A 15878-nucleotide genomic window follows, 5' to 3' on the forward strand; every position below is an offset into this window, starting at 1 on the left:
GCTGCCGCCCCGCACGCACGAGCCCGCCGCTCAGAGCTTGATGAGGCCGCCGTCGCCGTCGAGGTGGTCCACGTCCGAGTCGTCGAACCAGCGGCCGCCGTCGCCGAGGTAGCGGAAGCGCACCGGGCGGCCCGTGGGCAGGGTGACCGCGACACTGCGCGTGCCGTTGCTGCGGCGGCGCAGCAGGTGCGCGCCCGGCTTCCAGTCGTTGAAGTCGCCGACGACGGAGACCGGCCCCTCGTGCGCCTGCTCGTCGATGACGAAGGTGACCTTGATGGAGTCGTGCTCCCCAGTGCGCTGACGGCGGATCACGGCTGTTCCCCTCGCTTCGTCGTGCCCGTGCCGGGCGTCTGACTGTCCTGCCCCCGCGCACGCCGCGACGGAGCGCCCGGCCGTCGTCGCCCGGTGGACGCATTCTGAGGCACCTCGCCCCGGCCCGGCGGAATTTGTCGGGCGTCGGCGCGTCGAAGCCGGCGCCCCACGGACGTCCGGGCGAGCCGCCGCGCGCGGCCTACCATGCGCCATGCAGACCTACTCCCGGGACGGCCTCGTCTTCCCGGTGCGCGACCAGGGCCCGCCCGACGGCGAGGTAGCCGTCCTGCTGCACGGCTTCCCGCAGGACGCGTCGGCCTTCGACGCCGTCGCCGCCCGGCTGCACGAGACGGGGCTGCGCACGCTCACGCCGACCCAGCGCGGCTATGCGGCAGGCGCGCAGCCGCGGGGCCGGCGGGCGTACGCCCTGCAGGAGACGACCGCCGACGTGCTCGCCCTGCTGGGCGCGGCGGGCGTGGAGAGGGCGCACGTGGTCGGGCACGACTGGGGCGCCGGCCCGGCGTGGGCGCTCGGGGCCGCGCACCCGAGCCGCGTCGCCTCGCTGACCATCCTGTCGACGCCCCACCCCGCGGCGATGGCCCGCTCGCTGGTGCGCAGCACGCAGGCGCTGCGCTCGGCCTACATGGCCTTCTTCCAGCTGCCCGGGCTGCCGGAGCTGGTGCTGCGCCGCCGGCTGGCGCCGCTGCTCCGGGCGTCCGGCCTGCCCGCCGAGCACGTGCGCCGCTACACGGACGTCCTGCGGTCCGACGGGGTCGCGACCGGAGCGCTCAACTGGTACCGCGGGATCCCGTTCTCGTCCCGCCCGCTGCTCGGCCCCTCCCGCGTCCCCACGACCTATGTCTGGGGGCGGCACGACCCCGCCCTCGGCCGCGCCGCGGCCGAGCGGACCGGCGCCTTCGTCGAGGCTGCGTACGCGTTCGTCGAGCTCGACGCCGGGCACTGGCTGCCGGAGACGCGCCCGGGCGACGTGGCCGCAGCCGTGACCGCCCGGGTGCGGGAGGCGGGCCGGGCGTGAGGCGCTAGAGGCGGACGCGCCGGGGGTTGGCGAGCAGTGGGTTGGCGAGCAGTGGGTTGGCGAGCAGGGTGTCCATGCCGTACGTCACCGAGACCTCGTCGGCGCGCTCGACCGTCGTCTCCACGGACCGCTCCCTCCGTCGTCTGCCTGCTGGCCGGAGCCTGCGCGGCGCCTCCTGGGGGCGTCGCAGGGACAGCCTTCCCCGCCTCTGTTGCCGGCAGGTGACGTGCGTGTTCAGATCGGGCAACCGGGCGGCGGCGCCCATCCGGACCGCCTCCTCTGATGAGCGACCGAACGGTGGCTGAACGCTCAATCACCGACTACCATGACGTCATGTCCGAGACGGCGTTGCGATCCCCCCGCTGGCTCTCCGCGGACGAGCAGCGCGCCTGGCGGGCGTACCTGCAGGCGACGCGGTTGCTCGCCGAGCACCTCGAGGCCCAGCTGCAGCGCGACTCCGGGATGCCGCACGCCTACTACGAGATCCTCGTCCAGCTGTCCGAGACCCCGGACCGGCGGCTGCGCATGAGCGAGCTGGCCGAGCGCACCCGCTCCTCGCGCAGCCGGCTCTCGCACGCGGTGGCCCGGCTGGAGGACGCCGGTTGGGTGCAGCGCACCAACTGCGCGGAGGACCGCCGGGGCGCGTTCGCCGAGCTGACCGACGCCGGGTTCGCCGCGCTCGCCGACGCCGCGCCCGGCCACGTCGAGGCCGTGCGGGCCTACCTGGTGGACCGGCTCACCCCGGCGCAGGTCGTCCAGCTGCGCGAGATCAGCGAGGCGGTCCTCGCCGGGCTCGACGGGCAGACGGCCGCCGACGGCGTCGGCCCGGGATGCCCGCATCCCTCCGACGGCTGACGAGGGCCGGCGCCGCCGTCTCCGACACCCGTCTACAGACAGCTCCTCGGCCACGGCCGTAGCTTCCGGAGACCTCGGACCACGACGTGCCGCGGAGGTCGCCGGATGCCTGTCCCCCTGTCCACGGACGTGCCGTCCCCCACCCGGGGCCGGACGCGCCCGCGCGGTCGGCGAGCCGCCACCCTCACGGCCTTCGCCCTCGCGGTCGTGTCGCCGTTGGCGGCGGCACCGTCGGCCTCGCCGGCGTCGGCCGCCCCGGCACCGGCGCCTGCGGTCCCGACCTTCGTCGACGGCCTCTCGCAGGCCGTCTTCTCGACCAGCCGAGCGGACTGGGTGACCCAGGAGCTGTGGGTCGAGGCCGAGGTCGACAGCGACTTCGACGGCAGGAAGGACCGCATCCACGTCGACGTCACCCGGCCGAAGGAGACCGTCACCGACGGGCTCAAGGTGCCGGTGATCTACGAGGTCAGCCCGTACTACTCCGGTGGCTCGCGGGTGACCAACTGGGGCGTCGACCACGAGATCGGCTTCCCGCCCTCGACCAAGGGCGACTGGGACCGCAACTGGACGGCGCCCAACCGGAGCCCGAACATCTCCGACACGTTCGAGAACGTCTGGCTCCCCCGCGGCTACGCCGTCGTGCACGCCGAGTCCGTCGGCACCGGCCACTCGGACGGCTGCCCGACCTCGGGGGGGCGCAACGAGACGCTCGGGGCCAGGGCCGCGGTCGACTGGCTCAACGGCAACGCGGTCGGCTACACGTCGCGCACCGGCAGCGAGACGGTCGTCGCCGACTGGACCACCGGCAGGACGGCCATGATCGGCACGTCCTACAACGGCACGCTGCCGACCGCGGTCGCCACGACCGGGGTCACGGGCCTCGAGGCGATCGTGCCCATCTCCGCGATCTCCAGCTGGTACGACTACTACCGCGCCAACGGCACCGTCCGCGCTCCCGGCGGGTACCAGGGCGAGGACCTCGACGTCCTCGCGGACTACGTCTACTCGCGCGCCGACCGCGCGGTCTGCCGACCGGTCATCGACGCTCTCGTAGCGCAGCAGGACCGGTCCACGGGCGACTACGGCCCGCTCTGGGACGAACGCAACTACATGAATGACGCTTCCAACATCAAGGCTGCGACGATCGTGGCCCACGGCCTGAACGACTGGAACGTCCAGACGAAGCACGCAGCGGTGCTCTACGAGGCGCTGAAGGCCAACGGCGTCCCGCACCAGATCTACCTGCACCAGGGCGGCCACGGCGGAGCGCCGCCGGACGTCATGCTCAACCGCTGGTTCACCCGCTACCTCTACGGCCAGCAGAACGGCGTCGAGAGCCTGCCGAGGGCCTGGGTCGTGCCGCAGGGCGGCACCGCGGCCAACCCGCAGCCGCAGCCGGAGTGGCCGGCGCCGGCGGCGGCCCCCGTAACGCTGTCGCTGGGCAGGAGCGCGGACGGCACCGCGGGCAGCCTCGGCCTGCTGCCGACCGCCGCGGGCACGACCGAGACGATCGTGGACGACGCCACGCAGACGCTGGCCACCCTGGCGACCGCCGCCACCTCCCCGAGCCGGGCCGTCTACAAGACCGCTCCGCTCATTGCCGACACCCGCATGAGCGGCACGACGACGGCCGCGCTGAAGGTCTCGTTCAGCAAGCCGGCCGCGAACCTCTCCTTCGCCCTCGTCGACTACAACCCGAACGGCACCGTCAAGCGCGTCGTGACGCGCGGCTGGGTGGACCCGCAGAACGCCGGCGGCCTCCACGGCAGGGGCACCCCGCTCGTCCCGGGGCAGCAGTACTCGGTCACGTGGGACGCGCAGCCGCTCGACTGGGTCTTCGTCAAGGGCCAGCAGCTCGGCATCGTCGTCTACTCCAGCGACCGCGAGTTCACGGTCCGCCCCGCGCCCGGCACGCAGCTGACCCTGGACACGGCCGCGAGCAGCATCACCATCCCGATCGTCGGGGGCGCCACCGCGTTCGCGACCGCGACGGGCGTGAGCGCCCCGACCGCCTCCGTCGCGCTGACCCCGGCGGCGCCGACCGGCTCCGGTGGCTGGTACACGGGCGACGTCGGCGTCGACTGGACGGTCGCCGACGGCGGCGCGCCCGTCACCACGTCCGGCTGCACCGACACCACCATCACCCAGGACGGGGCCTTCACCCTCGCCTGCACCGCCACCAACCTGCTCGGCACCGGCACGGAGTCGGCCACCGTACGCCGGGACGCCACCTCCCCCACCGTGACGCCCACGGGCGTGCGCAACGGCGGCACCTACGGTGACTCGACGACACAGGCCCTTGCCTGGACGGTCGGCGACGCCACCTCCGGCGCCGCCTCCTCGACCGCGACGCTCGACGGGACGGCCGTCACCAACGGCGCCACCATCGACCTGTCGACGCTGACGCTCGGGGCGCACGCTCTCGTTGTCACCGCGAAGGACGTCGCGGGCAACACGACGGTGGCCACCATCACCTTCACCGTGGGCACGTCGACCACCGACCTGCAGGCACTGGCCGACCGCTACCTCGCCGCCACGGCCATCTCGCAGGGCACCGCGACGAACCTGCGCAACCGGCTCGAGGGCGCGGTCGAGGCGCTCGCCGAGGGCGACACGGTCAAGGCCGCGCGCTACCTCACCCAGTACGTCGAGCACGCGCAGCGCCGCGTCGACGACCCCGCCGCCCGGGCGCTCCTGATCCGTGACGCCCGCGCCCTGCTCGCGCAGCTGCAGCCCGGCTGACCCCGCTCCCGCCCCGCCGGGAGGCCCGGCGGCAGCTCGCCACGAGCCGCCGCCGGGCCTTCGGGCGTCCCGGAGCCGAGCTCGGGTAGAACGGTGCCGGGCCGCCGCGTACCGGCGGGCTGTCCGCCTGAACACCTGGGAGCTTCCTCGATGACCTACGTCGCAGCCGACGACCGCTACGACCGCATGCCCTACCGGCGGACCGGCCGGAGCGGGCTCAAGCTCCCTGCCCTCTCGCTCGGCCTGTGGCAGAACTTCGGCGGCGACCGCCCGCTGGAGACCCAGCGCGCCATCCTGCGTCGCGCGTTCGACCTCGGCGTCACGCACTTCGACCTGGCCAACAACTACGGCCCGCCGTACGGCTCGGCGGAGGAGAACTTCGGCACCATCCTCGCCAAGGACTTCGCCCCGTACCGCGACGAGCTCCTCATCTCCACCAAGGCCGGCTGGGACATGTGGCCGGGCCCCTACGGCGAGTTCGGCTCACGCAAGTACCTGCTGGCCAGCCTGGACCAGAGCCTGCAGCGCATGGGCGTCGACTACGTCGACATCTTCTACAGCCACCGCCCGGACCCGGAGACCCCGCTCGAGGAGACGATGGGCGCGCTCCACTCGGCCGTGCAGCAGGGCAAGGCGCTGTACGTCGGGATCTCGTCCTACTCCCCCGAGCGCACCCGGCGGGCGGCCGAGATCCTTCGGGAGCTGGGGACTCCGCTGCTGATCCACCAGCCGTCCTACTCGATGCTCAACCGCTGGATCGAGAACGGCCTGCTCGACACCCTCGACGAGGCCGGCTCCGGAGCGATCGTCTTCTCCCCGCTCGCCCAGGGCCTGCTCACGAGCAAGTACCTCGGCGGCGTGCCCGAGGGCTCGCGGGCGGCGCAGGGCGGCAGCTCGCTCTCGAACGACATGCTCACCGAGGAGAACCTGCAGCGCGTGCGTGCCCTCAACGCCGTCGCCGAGCGGCGCGGGCAGAGCCTGGCCCAGCTGGCCATCGCCTGGGCGCTGCGCGACCCGCGCGTCACCTCGGCCCTGGTCGGCGCCAGCAGCGTCGGCCAGCTCGAGGACAACGTCGCCGCGCTGGACCGGCTGGACTTCACTGCCGAGGAGCTGGCGGAGATCGACGAGCACGCGCAGGACGCGGGCATCGACCTGTGGCGCGGCGAGTCCGCGCACGGCTGAGCCTTCGTGCGGGACGGCGCGCCACCGCTCCGCTCCTCGCGAAACTGGCCCCCGTCGGGCAACGATTCCGGCGGGGGCTGCACCCCGACCGCCCTTCGATCGCTAGGGTCCCCTCGTGCCGCAACTGCTGACGACCGATCGCCTGCTGCTCCGTGACTGGGAGCCCGACGACGCCGAGGCCGCCCTGGCGGTGTTCGGCGACGCCAACGTGGCGCGCTGGCTCACCCCTGCCCTGACGCGGCCCGCCGACGCCGAGGAGATGCGTGCGCACCTCGAGCGCTGGGCCGCCGAGCAGCCCAAGCTCGACCCGCCGTTCGGTCGCTGGGCGCTCGTCCGGCTCGAGGACGACCGGGTCATCGGGGGCATGGAGCTGCGGCCGCTCCCGCCGCACAACGAGGACGTCGAGATCGGCTGGCAGCTGGCGCCCGGTTTCTGGGGCCACGGCTACGCCACCGAGGCCGCGCGCGGCCTCGCGGGCTGGGCCTTCTCCCAGGCGACCGACGAGGTCTTCGCGGTGGTGCGCCCCGGCAACGAGCGCGCGACCGCGGTCGCGACCCGCATCGGGATGCAGTGGGTCGGCGAGACGGACAAGTACTACGACCTCGTGCTGCAGGCGTACCGGCTGCGCCCCTCCGACCTGGCAGAGAGCGCGCCGGCACGCTGAGCCCGCGTCACCGGCGGACGTACTCCCGCATGCCGCGGGCGTACAGCCGGGTGTAGCCGGCGATCATCAGCCGGGCCACCGGCGGGGCGAGCCGGGCGAAGGGCTGGACGGGCCGCGCGACCGAGCGCGCGCGGAACGTCACCGCGCCGTTGGCCGCGCGTTGCACGAGGAAGCTCTCCTCCCCCTGCTCGGGGTGGAGCGGCAGCGTGCCGTAGGCGAACCCGTAACGGTCCGGCTCGTCGACCACCCGGACGATGCGGCACGTCGCGACGATCGCGGCCACCCGCAGGTGGACGGCGAGCGCGACCACCGTGCCCTCCTCGAGCACCGGCGACGGCGGGGCGACGCGGATCCGGGCGCCGCGGTGCGCCGCCCAGGTGTCGAGGCCGCGCCGCGCGCGCTCCCACACGTCGTCACCGGCCCCCAGCGCCGCCACCGCCACCGACTCGTTCCACCCCGGCGGCACGACGCCGTCCTCCAGGCTCACGCCCACCTCGTCGTAGGTCAGCGGCCGCCCCGCCTCGCGCTCGCTGAGGTCGACCAGGGCGCGCTCGGTGGGCGCGCGCAGGACGAGCGTCCGCGGGCGGCGGCCCGCACCGCTCACGAACTCTCGCCCGCGCGGGTCTGCACCTCGCCGGCGAGCTCGTCCAGCGCGGTCTCGAGCGCCTGCTGCAGGCCGGCGGGGGCGTCGGCCTCGAAGAAGCTCAGGTGCAGGGTCACCTCGCTGGCCCCGGCCCCGCCATCCGTCACCTGCAGCCAGCCGGCGTACGCGTCGGCCCCCCGGCTGCCCCACTCCACCCGGAACTGCTCGGGCCGGCTGCGGTAGAGCCCCTCCGCGTCGAGCTCCTGGCCGCCGACCGTGCCGTGCACGTGCACCGCGTCGGGCCCTGTGGCGGACACCTCGTCCAGCGCGGGCACCCAGCGGTGCACCAGCCCGGGGTCGGACGCCACCTCGAAGACGACCTCGCGCGGTGCCGGCATCCCGCGGCTCGCCTCGAACTCCTGGTTGGACGCCATCGCTCCTCCTCCGAATCCCTGCCGGCGCCGGGGTAGGCGCTGGCTCCCGGGCTGCCGTACCCACGCGCCCTCGGTCGGAAGCGCGCCGCGGTGCCGGCCTCAGCCCTTGCCCCCTCCCTTGCCCCCTCCCTTGCCCCCTCCCTTGCCCCCTCCCTTGCCCTTCGCCTGGCCGTTGCCCTTGCCCTTGCCGCGCTCCCCGCCGGCTGCCCGCTGCTCGCGCCGCTCGGCCTTGGCGGCCCGGTCGCGCTGCTTCTCCGCCTGCCGACGCGCCTGCTCGGCGGCCTTGTCCGCCCGTTGCCCCCGCGCCCGGGCGGGTGGCCGCGCTGATCCGGCCTCCCGTCGCGTCGCGGGCGGCGCTGTCGTCCGGGGTGCCGTCGTCGCTGGCGGCCTGGTGGAGCGAGGGCTCCGCGATGCGGCCGGGCTGCCGGCCGCGACGGCTGGTGCCGAAGCCGGCCGGGCGGCCACGCCCGGGACGGACGGCGCGGTGATGGCGCCCGGCGATGTCGGGGCTGTCGTCGGGGATGTCGTGGGGGCGCCCGCAGCCACCCCCGGCGCCGGGCCCCCGTCCAGCAGCACGGGGGCCACGAAGGCGGCGCCTCCCAGCAGCGGGACGAGAGCGGCGGCGGCCCAGGCGAGGCGGTGGCGCGGGCCAGCGGCCGGCGGGCGCGCAGCGTCTGCCGGAAGGAGCGGGGCAGGCACGACCGTGGTCGGCGCGGGCGGGACGGCCGCTGCCCGCGCCTGGGCCACGGGGGCCGCCGCTGCACCGACGGGGTCGGCGCCCTCCGCGAGAGGCTCCAGCGCGGCGCGGACGGCGTCCGGAGCGGGCCGAGCCGCGGGGTCCTTGGCGAGCAGGGCGCCCACGACGGGGGCCAGCAGGGGTGACGTGGTCGGCGCCGGGTCCTGCTCCAGTGCAGCGTGGACGATCTCCACCTCGGAGGCGCCGGAGAACGGCGCACGTCCCTCCGCCGCGAAGTAGAGCGTCGCCCCCAGGCCCCAGAGGTCGCCGGCCGCTGTCGCCGCCTGCCCGCGGGCCCGCTCCGGAGCGAGGTACGCCGCCGAGCCGACGATCGTCCCGGTCGCCGTCAGCGCCGCCTGCCCGGGCCCCAGCGCGATCCCGAAATCGGTGATGACCGCCCGTCCCTCGACGAGCATGACGTTCGCCGGCTTCACGTCGCGGTGCAGCACGCCCGCGGCATGGATCGCCTCGAGGGCCTCGGCGAGGTCCCGGCCGACCCGGGCCACCTCGGCCGGTGGCAGCGCCCCGTCCGCCTGCACCCGCTGGTGCAGCGACTGACCGTCCAGGAGCTCCATGACCAGCCAGAGCTGCCCCGGAGCGGGCTCGAGCACGTCGAAGACCGTGACGGCGTACGGGCTGCGCACGCCCGCCGCCGCCCGCGCCTCGGCGAGCGCCCGCGCGTGTTCCAGGCCCCCGTCCGAGCCACCCGGCCCCTCGGCGAGCCGGACCTGCTTCAGGGCCACGCGCCGCCCCAGCAGCTCGTCGCGCGCGACCCAGACCGTCCCGCCGCCGCCCCGGCCGGCGACGTCGAGCAACGTGTAGCGCGAGCCGATCGACGAAGGGCCGCCGCCGGTCACCCGGCGCCCGGCAGCCGCACCTGCACGCGGCCGGCCTCGACGCGCACGTCGAACGACGGCTGCGGCGCGGTGGCCGGGCCCGCGACGACGTCGCCGTCGTCCAGCCGGAAGGTGCTGCCGTGCCACGGGCAGGTGATGCACGCCTCGCCGTCGACGTCGTGCACCCGTCCCTCGTGCAGCGGGCCGGACAGGTGCGAGCACTTGTCGGCGAGCACGTCGATCGACTTGCCCCGGCGCACGGCCACCACCGGGGCCTCCCCGACGAGCCGGCGGACCGGACGGCCGTCGGGCAGGTCGTCGATCGCGCACAGGTCGTGCCAGCCGGGAGTTACGAGGTGCGGGACGTCCTCGACGTGGTTGGCGCCCGCGGCCTGCCGGTAGGACAGGTGCCCGCCGAGGAAGCCGCCGGCCATGACGGCGCCGAACCCGGCGTACGACAGCGCGCGGCCCGCCGCCCGCCTCCCGCGCAGCCGGGCGGCGAGGCTGGCGGCGTACAGCGCGAGGCCCGCGGTGTTGGCCACGGCGTGCACGAGGCCGACCCGCTGCTGCTGCGGGTGCAGCTCGGCCCAGTCGACCAGCCCGGCGGCCGCGGCGGGGGCCGCGGAGGCGATGCCGGTCGCGATGAGCACCGGCACGGCGGGCCCGGTGCGCGGGACCAGGTCGAGCACCGCCGCCGAGGTCCAGGTGCCGACCGGGACGAGGACGAGCGCGGGGTGCAGCGGGTGCCCGACGGGGACCCCGTGCAGCAGGTCGGCGATGCGCGCCTGCTTCTCCCCCACCGCGTGCACCGCCTCGCTCAGCGGGCGGGCGACCTTGTCCAGCAGCGCGGCCTCCTCGATCGCGTGCATGCCGCGCTCGATGGCGCTCTGCAGCGGGCCCGGGAGCCCTGAGCTGCGTCCGATCATCGATCCTGGTGCCCATGCCATGTCCGGCCTGATTCCCAGGGTCCGGCGTCGCGGAACGTCGCTGCGGCACCACCGCTGCGGCACGGGCGGCCGGGTGCCGGCGGCACGCCGGGCGGGGCGCGCTGTGCGGGGGCCGGCCCCGGCGCTGTGATTGCATCTCGGCACCGACGGCGCCGCCGTCCCACCGCATCTCTGGAGGCAACAGTGGCCGGCTCCACCCCCCGGGCGCAGCACCTGATCGACGGCACGTGGGGCGCGGCGGCGGGCCGCACGTTCGACGTGCTCGACCCCGCGACGGGCGAGCTCGTCGGCAGTGCGCCGGTCGCCGAGGCGGCGGACGTGCGCGCGGCGCTGGACGCGGCGCTCAAAGCCCGCGACGCGTGGGCCCGCACGGCGCCGGCCGAGCGCGGGGGCTGGCTGGCCCGGGCCGCGTCCCGGGTCGCCGCGGCCGCCGACGAGCTGGCCGAGCTGACGACGCGCGAGATGGGCAAGCCGTTGGCCGACGCCCGCGGCGGGGTGCTCGCCGGGGCCGGGACCCTGGCGCAGTACGCCGAGCTGGGGCCGTTGCACCGGGGCAAGGCGCTGCAGGGCGGGTGGGCCGCGAGCGACCTGATGATCCCGCAGCCGCGTGGAGTGGTCGCGGCCATCGTGCCGTGGAACGACCCGGTCGCGGTCGCCTGTGGCCTGCTGGGCGCCGCGCTGGTGACGGGCAACGTCGTGGTGCTCAAGCCGAGCGAGCGGGCGCCGCACACGCTCGTACGCCTCGCCGAGCTGCTCGCCGAGGACCTGCCGCCCGGGGTGCTCGGGGTGCTGTGCGGCGACGGCTCGACCGGCGCCGAGCTCGCCGGCGCGCCGGAGGTCGACCTCGTCGCTCATGTCGGGTCCACCTCTGCGGGGCGGTCGATCGCGGCGGCCACGGCGCGGACCGGGGCGAAGGCGCTGCTGGAGAACGGCGGCAAGGACCCGCTGCTCGTCGACGCCGGGGTCGACCCCCGCTGGGCCGCGGCCCAGGCGGCGCTGGGCGCCTTCGCCAACGCCGGCCAGATCTGCACCTCCGTCGAGCGGGTCTACGTCCACGCCGACGTCGCCGAGGAGTTCCTGGCAGCCCTCGTCGAGCGGGCCGAGGGCCTCCGCCTCGGGGCCGGGGCCGACCCCTTCACCGAGCTCGGCCCGCTGGTCGACGTGCGCCACCGGGACGAGGTCCACCGCCACGTGACCGAGGCCGTGGCCGCGGGGGCACAGCTGCTCTGCGGCGGGAAGCTCCCCGACGGCCCGGGCGCCTTCTACCCCGCCACGGTGCTGGCCGGCTGCACCTCGGACATGCTCGTGATGCGCGAGGAGACGTTCGGCCCGGTCGCCCCCGTCCAGGTCGTCCCGTCGTTCGAGGCGGGCCTGGCTGCGAGCGCGGAGTCCGAGTACGGCCTCGCGGCCACCGTCCTGACCGCCGACATGGAGCACGCGCAGCGGGCGTGGCGCGAGCTGCCGGTCGGCACCGTCAAGGTGAACGCCGTGTTCGGCGGAGCGCCCGGGGGCGCGGCCGAGCCCCGCGGCGCCAGCGGCGCCGGCTTCGGCTACGGCCCGGAGCTGCTCGACGAGATGACCACGACGAAGGTGGTGCACGTCGGCACTCCGAGCCGCACGGCGTGATGAATCAGATCTGACGCGGTTTTCGGGTCGTGCGCGGCTGGGAATGCTGATCTCGTCCCCGAGCGAGCGAGGAGCATTCAGCATGAGCACCGTCGAGCAGTCGATCGACGTCGAGGTCCCGGTCTCCGCTGCCTACAACCAGTGGACGCAGTTCGAGACGTTCCCCCAGTTCATGGAGGGCGTCGAGCGGATCGACCAGGTCAGCGACACGATGACGCACTGGGTGACCGAGATCGCCGGCCAGAAGCGCGAGTTCGACGCGGAGATCACCGAGCAGCACCCGGACGAGCGGGTCGCCTGGAAGTCGGTCGACGGCACGACGCAGGCCGGCGTCGTGACGTTCCACCGGCTCGACCCCAACACGACCCGCATCATGGTTCAGATGGACTACTCGCCCGACGGCTTCGTCGAGCAGGTCGGCGACAAGCTCGGCTTCGTCGAGCGCCGGGTCAAGGGTGACCTGGAGCGCTTCAAGCGGTTCATCGAGAGCCGTGGCGGCAACGAGACCGGCGCCTGGCGCGGCAACGTCGACGCGCCGCCCACCGCCTGACACCAGCACTCGAAGGGCCGTTTCCTACTTCAGGGAACGGCCCTTCTGCTTGTTCTGCCGGCAGTCCCCGAGGCCCCACGGCGGCTTGCGAGGCGGCTAGCCTCGAGTGTGCTCGCTGACGTCGTCGCCCTGCTGGAGTGCCCGGTGTGCGCAGCCCCGCTCGCGTCCGCGGGAGCCGCGTTGCGCTGTGCCGAGGGGCACTCGTTCGACATCGCCCGTCAGGGGTACGTGACGCTCCTACCGCCGTCCGGGCGCCTCGACACCGGGGACAGCGCCGAGATGGTGGCAGCCCGGGCGGCGTTCCTCGGCGCGGGCCACTTCGACCGGTTGCGGGCGGCAGTGACCGCACAGGCCGTGGCGGCCGCGGAGGGCTCGCCCGGCTGCGTGCTCGACCTCGGAGCGGGCACGGGGTGGTACCTCGCCTCCGCGCTCGAGGCCGCACCGGGGCGCCTGGGGCTGGCGCTCGACGCGTCCAAGCCGGCCCTGCGCCGGGCGGCCCGCGCCCACGTACGGGCCGGCGCCGTCGCGTGCGACGCCTGGCACCGGCTGCCGGTGCGTACGGGGGCCGCGGCCGTCGCGCTGAACGTCTTCGCACCGCGCAACGGCGCCGAGCTCGCTCGCGTGCTCGCGCCCGGTGGAGCCGTCGTCGTGGCCGCGCCCACGGCCCGGCACCTGCACGAGCTCGTAGCCGGCCTCGGCCTGCTGACCGTGGCGCAGGACAAGCGGCGCCGGGTGGACGCCGCCCTCGGCGCGTCGTTCACCGCGACGGCCGAGGAGACGGTCGAGCACCGCGTCGACCTGTCCCGCGCCGAGGCGGCCGCCCTCGTCGCGGCGGGGCCGAGCGCCAGGCACCTGGGCGCGGAGGAGTTGAGCCGGCGTACGGAGGCCCTCGACGAGCTGACGTCGGTGACCGTCTCCGTCACCGTCACCACCTACCGCTCGCCCACCTCCCCCCGCTAATCATGCGCACGGGGGTCAGTTGTCCACGGCCGCGATGGCCGGCGGCAACTCACCGCCCGCCCTTCAGCAGCGAGGGGTGGGGTGGGGCGCGGTCAGGAGGTGGAGGTGAAATCTGCTTCGCGGATGCGAGCTTCCTGCTCCAGCGCCTCGCGAGCAGCCCGGGCGAGCCCGCGCTGCGGCCAGTGCTGCAGGTCGTACTGCTGAGGCAGCTTGGGGTGAGAGTGCGTCGTGCCCGCCTGCTGGGTGGGGACGACCCGCTCGGCCAGGAAGACCAGCTCGCGGTCGCCGACGGCCTCGGCGAGCGCGGGCAGCAGCCCCGATCGCTGCTCGTTGGCGAGGTCGACCGTGGTGTCCGTGAGGGCACGCAGGGCCACGCCCGCCGCCTCGGACTCCGGGTCCAGCCCCTCGAGGGCGACGACCCGCTGCTCCAGGGCGTCCAGCCGCGCCGTCACCGTACGGGCGTGGTGGTCCCCGTCGGACAACGACTCGCGCACCACCGGGAGCAGGAAGTGGCGCTCGTACACGCTGACCCGCACCGCCTCAAGGGCGAGCTTGCCGACCAGGGCACGGGACCCGCGCAGCCCCTCCGCGTGCTCGTCGCGGGCCAGCTCCGCGAGCTGGGCGAGGTCGTGCACGTAGCCGGCGAAGAGGGCGTCCAGGGGGACTCGACTGCTCATGCGCAGCCGGTACCCGCAGGCCCGCCCCGGCATGCCGCCGCGGCCCGCACGTGATCAGCCGGCAAGCGCCCGTGCAGCCGCGTCCAGGACCTCGTCGGCCGGGACGTCGAGCAGCTCCGGCACCGGGTGGTCGGCGAAGACGTCCCCCACGTGCCACGGGTCCGAGGCGTCGCCGTGCCAGAGGACGACGTGGCTGCGGTGGACGGGCGGGCCCCAGCGCGCCGGCGGGGCGGGCCCGAAGACGGTGACGGACGGCCGCTCGTAGGCGAAGGCCAGGTGGGCGATCCCGGTGTCCCCCGAGACCACCAGGGCCGCCTCGGCCACCAGGGCGGCGAGGTCGAGCAGGGACGTACGCCCGGCGAGGACGTCCGCCGCGGGCAGCCCGGCGCGGGCGGCGAGCTCCCCGGCCAGCGCCCGCTCCGTACCGGACCCGGTGACCACCACGCGCCGGCCGGTGCGGCGCAGCTCGGCCGCCACCGTGGCGAAGCGCTCGACCGGCCAGCGTCGGCTGGCGTACGCGGCGCCGGGGTGGACGACGACGGCTCCCGGCACGGGGGCGGCGACCGCCGGCCGCTCGAGACGCAGGTCGTCCGGGGCACACGGGCCCAGGGTGCCCGCGACGAGACGGCACCACCGCGCGCGCTCGTGCTCGTCCGGCCGCCACTGCGGCCCGTCGACCCCGGCCTCCGCGCTCGCGAAGGCGACCAGCCGACCGGGGCGCAGGCCGGCCAGGAGCCGGTGGCTCTGCGGCCCGCTGCCGTGCAGGTTGACCGCGAGATCGGGCGGCTGCCGCAGCGCCGGCGGCGAGCCGTCGAGGCCGCCGACGTGGAGGACCTCGTCGACGGCCCCGGTGAGCAGGGCGACCGGGGCCAGCGCCGACGGCGCCGCCAGCACGAGCCGGTGCCCCGCCAGCGCCCGACGCGCCCCGCGCAGGGCGGGCACGGCGGTGAGCAGGTCACCGAGGCCGAGAGCGCGCAGCAGCAGCGCAGTCGGCCGCGGGTCGGGTGCCCTGCCCCGTCCGGCGTCCGGCAGGCCTACGGCCAAGAGCTCTCGACGCTCGCCGCGACGAGCAGCTCACGGACCTCGCAGCCCTGCGGCTGCTTGAGCGCGAAGAGCACGGTCTGCGCCACGTCCTGCGGACGGTTGAGCTTGGCGTCCGGGCCCGGCTTGTACTGCGGGTCGCGGTCGTCGAAGAAGTGCGTCTGCATGCCACCCGGGATCAGCAGCGTGACGCCGATGCGGCCCTGGGTCTCCGCGTTCAGCGCACGGGTGAACCCGACCACGCCGAACTTCGAGGCGGAGTAGGCGGTGGCGTCCGACAGCGCGCGCAGGCCGAGCGTCGACGCGACGGTCACGACCTTGCCCTGGCTCTCGAGCAGCGCCGGCAGGGCGGCGCGGACCACGGCCGCGGTGCCGAGCAGGTTGACGGCGATGACCCGCTCCCACTCCTCGGCGGCGACGTCCTCGAGGCGGCCGCACCGGTCGATGCCGGCGGCGGTGACCACCGCGTCGAGGCCCCCGGCCCGCTCGGCGACGCGACGGACGGCCGCCTCCGCGGCGCGGGTGTCGGCGATGTCGACGAACTCGTGGTCGACGTCCGCCTCGGGTGCGACCCGGTCGAGGACGTACGCGGTGCCGCCGTCGGCCCGGACGGCCTCGACCACAGCGGCGCCGAGCCCGGACGAGCCGCCCGTCACGAGGACGCGGCCGACGGGGTTGCTCATGTTGTCTCCTTCGT

General features: G+C 75.4%; 16 protein-coding genes. 8 read left to right on the forward strand and 8 right to left on the reverse strand.

What is annotated here, in order from left to right; genetic code table 11:
* Positions 1-30 precede the first annotated feature (30 nt).
* Entirely contained in the window at positions 31-312 is a 282-nt protein-coding gene (locus G9H72_RS08840) for an isoamylase early set domain-containing protein (RefSeq protein WP_166170036.1), read from the reverse strand.
* 211 nt (positions 313-523) lie between these two features.
* Here G9H72_RS08840 and G9H72_RS08845 point away from each other — a divergent pair, with 211 nt between their 5' ends.
* From G9H72_RS08845 to G9H72_RS08865, 5 genes are all read left to right on the forward strand, one after another.
* Complete coding sequence (locus G9H72_RS08845) at positions 524-1348, forward strand: alpha/beta fold hydrolase (protein WP_166170038.1); 825 nt, start codon at positions 524-526, stop codon at positions 1346-1348.
* 333 nt (positions 1349-1681) lie between these two features.
* Positions 1682-2203, forward strand: coding sequence for a MarR family winged helix-turn-helix transcriptional regulator (locus G9H72_RS08850; protein WP_196790975.1), 522 nt, complete (start codon positions 1682-1684; stop codon positions 2201-2203).
* 105 nt (positions 2204-2308) lie between these two features.
* The gene (locus G9H72_RS08855; protein WP_196790976.1) at positions 2309-4945 is read left to right on the forward strand and encodes a Xaa-Pro dipeptidyl-peptidase; all 2637 of its coding nucleotides are present in this window, start codon (positions 2309-2311) and stop codon (positions 4943-4945) included.
* A gap of 150 nt (positions 4946-5095) precedes the next feature.
* Complete coding sequence (gene mgrA / locus G9H72_RS08860; RefSeq protein WP_166170040.1) at positions 5096-6127, forward strand: L-glyceraldehyde 3-phosphate reductase; 1032 nt, start codon at positions 5096-5098, stop codon at positions 6125-6127.
* A gap of 115 nt (positions 6128-6242) precedes the next feature.
* On the forward strand, positions 6243-6791 hold the full coding sequence (locus G9H72_RS08865; protein WP_166170042.1) for a GNAT family N-acetyltransferase: 549 nt from the start codon (positions 6243-6245) through the stop codon (positions 6789-6791).
* A gap of 7 nt (positions 6792-6798) precedes the next feature.
* Here G9H72_RS08865 and G9H72_RS08870 read toward each other — a convergent pair whose 3' ends face one another.
* The 4 genes from G9H72_RS08870 to G9H72_RS08885 form a co-directional block, all read right to left on the reverse strand.
* Positions 6799-7395: a DUF1990 family protein gene (locus G9H72_RS08870; RefSeq protein WP_166170044.1), complete on the reverse strand. Its 597-nt coding sequence runs from the start codon at positions 7393-7395 to the stop codon at positions 6799-6801.
* The gene (locus G9H72_RS08875; RefSeq protein WP_166170046.1) at positions 7392-7808 is read right to left on the reverse strand and encodes an SRPBCC family protein; all 417 of its coding nucleotides are present in this window, start codon (positions 7806-7808) and stop codon (positions 7392-7394) included. The genes G9H72_RS08870 and G9H72_RS08875 overlap by 4 nt, the downstream gene beginning before the upstream one ends.
* A 99-nt stretch (positions 7809-7907) precedes the next feature.
* Positions 7908-9401, reverse strand: coding sequence for a serine/threonine protein kinase (locus G9H72_RS08880; RefSeq protein WP_166170048.1), 1494 nt, complete (start codon positions 9399-9401; stop codon positions 7908-7910).
* Entirely contained in the window at positions 9398-10306 is a 909-nt protein-coding gene (locus G9H72_RS08885; RefSeq protein ID WP_231126698.1) for a Rieske 2Fe-2S domain-containing protein, read from the reverse strand. The genes G9H72_RS08880 and G9H72_RS08885 overlap by 4 nt, the downstream gene beginning before the upstream one ends.
* A 204-nt stretch (positions 10307-10510) precedes the next feature.
* Here G9H72_RS08885 and G9H72_RS08890 point away from each other — a divergent pair, with 204 nt between their 5' ends.
* The 3 genes from G9H72_RS08890 (at position 10511) to G9H72_RS08900 (ending at position 13463) form a co-directional block, all read left to right on the forward strand.
* The gene (locus G9H72_RS08890) at positions 10511-11953 is read left to right on the forward strand and encodes an aldehyde dehydrogenase family protein (protein WP_331272117.1); all 1443 of its coding nucleotides are present in this window, start codon (positions 10511-10513) and stop codon (positions 11951-11953) included.
* An 82-nt stretch (positions 11954-12035) separates the two neighbouring features.
* The gene (locus G9H72_RS08895; protein WP_166170050.1) at positions 12036-12503 is read left to right on the forward strand and encodes an SRPBCC family protein; all 468 of its coding nucleotides are present in this window, start codon (positions 12036-12038) and stop codon (positions 12501-12503) included.
* Between the two features lie 108 nt (positions 12504-12611).
* Positions 12612-13463 carry a putative RNA methyltransferase gene (locus G9H72_RS08900; protein ID WP_166170052.1) on the forward strand — a complete coding sequence of 284 codons (852 nt, stop codon included), beginning with the start codon at positions 12612-12614 and terminating at the stop codon, positions 13461-13463.
* 92 nt (positions 13464-13555) lie between these two features.
* Here the strand turns inward: G9H72_RS08900 and G9H72_RS08905 are convergent, their stop codons facing one another.
* The 3 genes from G9H72_RS08905 to G9H72_RS08915 are packed head-to-tail and all read right to left on the reverse strand — an operon-like array spanning position 13556 to position 15864.
* On the reverse strand, positions 13556-14140 hold the full coding sequence (locus G9H72_RS08905; protein WP_166170054.1) for a hypothetical protein: 585 nt from the start codon (positions 14138-14140) through the stop codon (positions 13556-13558).
* A 54-nt stretch (positions 14141-14194) separates the two neighbouring features.
* The gene (locus tag G9H72_RS08910) at positions 14195-15184 is read right to left on the reverse strand and encodes a glycosyltransferase family 9 protein (protein WP_231126699.1); all 990 of its coding nucleotides are present in this window, start codon (positions 15182-15184) and stop codon (positions 14195-14197) included.
* Positions 15175-15864 carry an SDR family oxidoreductase gene (locus tag G9H72_RS08915; protein ID WP_166170056.1) on the reverse strand — a complete coding sequence of 230 codons (690 nt, stop codon included), beginning with the start codon at positions 15862-15864 and terminating at the stop codon, positions 15175-15177. The genes G9H72_RS08910 and G9H72_RS08915 overlap by 10 nt, the downstream gene beginning before the upstream one ends.
* Positions 15865-15878: the final 14 nt, after the last annotated feature.

This window comes from Motilibacter aurantiacus, assembly GCF_011250645.1.
GTDB lineage: Bacteria > Actinomycetota > Actinomycetes > Motilibacterales > Motilibacteraceae > Motilibacter_A > Motilibacter_A aurantiacus.

Coding starts and splice junctions, on each gene's coding strand:
- G9H72_RS08875 (WP_166170046.1), bottom strand. CDS start 7,808: ATGGCGTCCAACCAGGAGTTCGAGGCGAGCCGCGGGATGCCGGCACCG.
- G9H72_RS08850 (WP_196790975.1), top strand. CDS start 1,682: ATGTCCGAGACGGCGTTGCGATCCCCCCGCTGGCTCTCCGCGGACGAG.
- mgrA (WP_166170040.1), top strand. CDS start 5,096: ATGACCTACGTCGCAGCCGACGACCGCTACGACCGCATGCCCTACCGG.
- G9H72_RS08895 (WP_166170050.1), top strand. CDS start 12,036: ATGAGCACCGTCGAGCAGTCGATCGACGTCGAGGTCCCGGTCTCCGCT.
- G9H72_RS08885 (WP_231126698.1), bottom strand. CDS start 10,306: ATGATCGGACGCAGCTCAGGGCTCCCGGGCCCGCTGCAGAGCGCCATC.
- G9H72_RS08855 (WP_196790976.1), top strand. CDS start 2,309: ATGCCTGTCCCCCTGTCCACGGACGTGCCGTCCCCCACCCGGGGCCGG.
- G9H72_RS08915 (WP_166170056.1), bottom strand. CDS start 15,864: ATGAGCAACCCCGTCGGCCGCGTCCTCGTGACGGGCGGCTCGTCCGGG.
- G9H72_RS08845 (WP_166170038.1), top strand. CDS start 524: ATGCAGACCTACTCCCGGGACGGCCTCGTCTTCCCGGTGCGCGACCAG.
- G9H72_RS08905 (WP_166170054.1), bottom strand. CDS start 14,140: ATGAGCAGTCGAGTCCCCCTGGACGCCCTCTTCGCCGGCTACGTGCAC.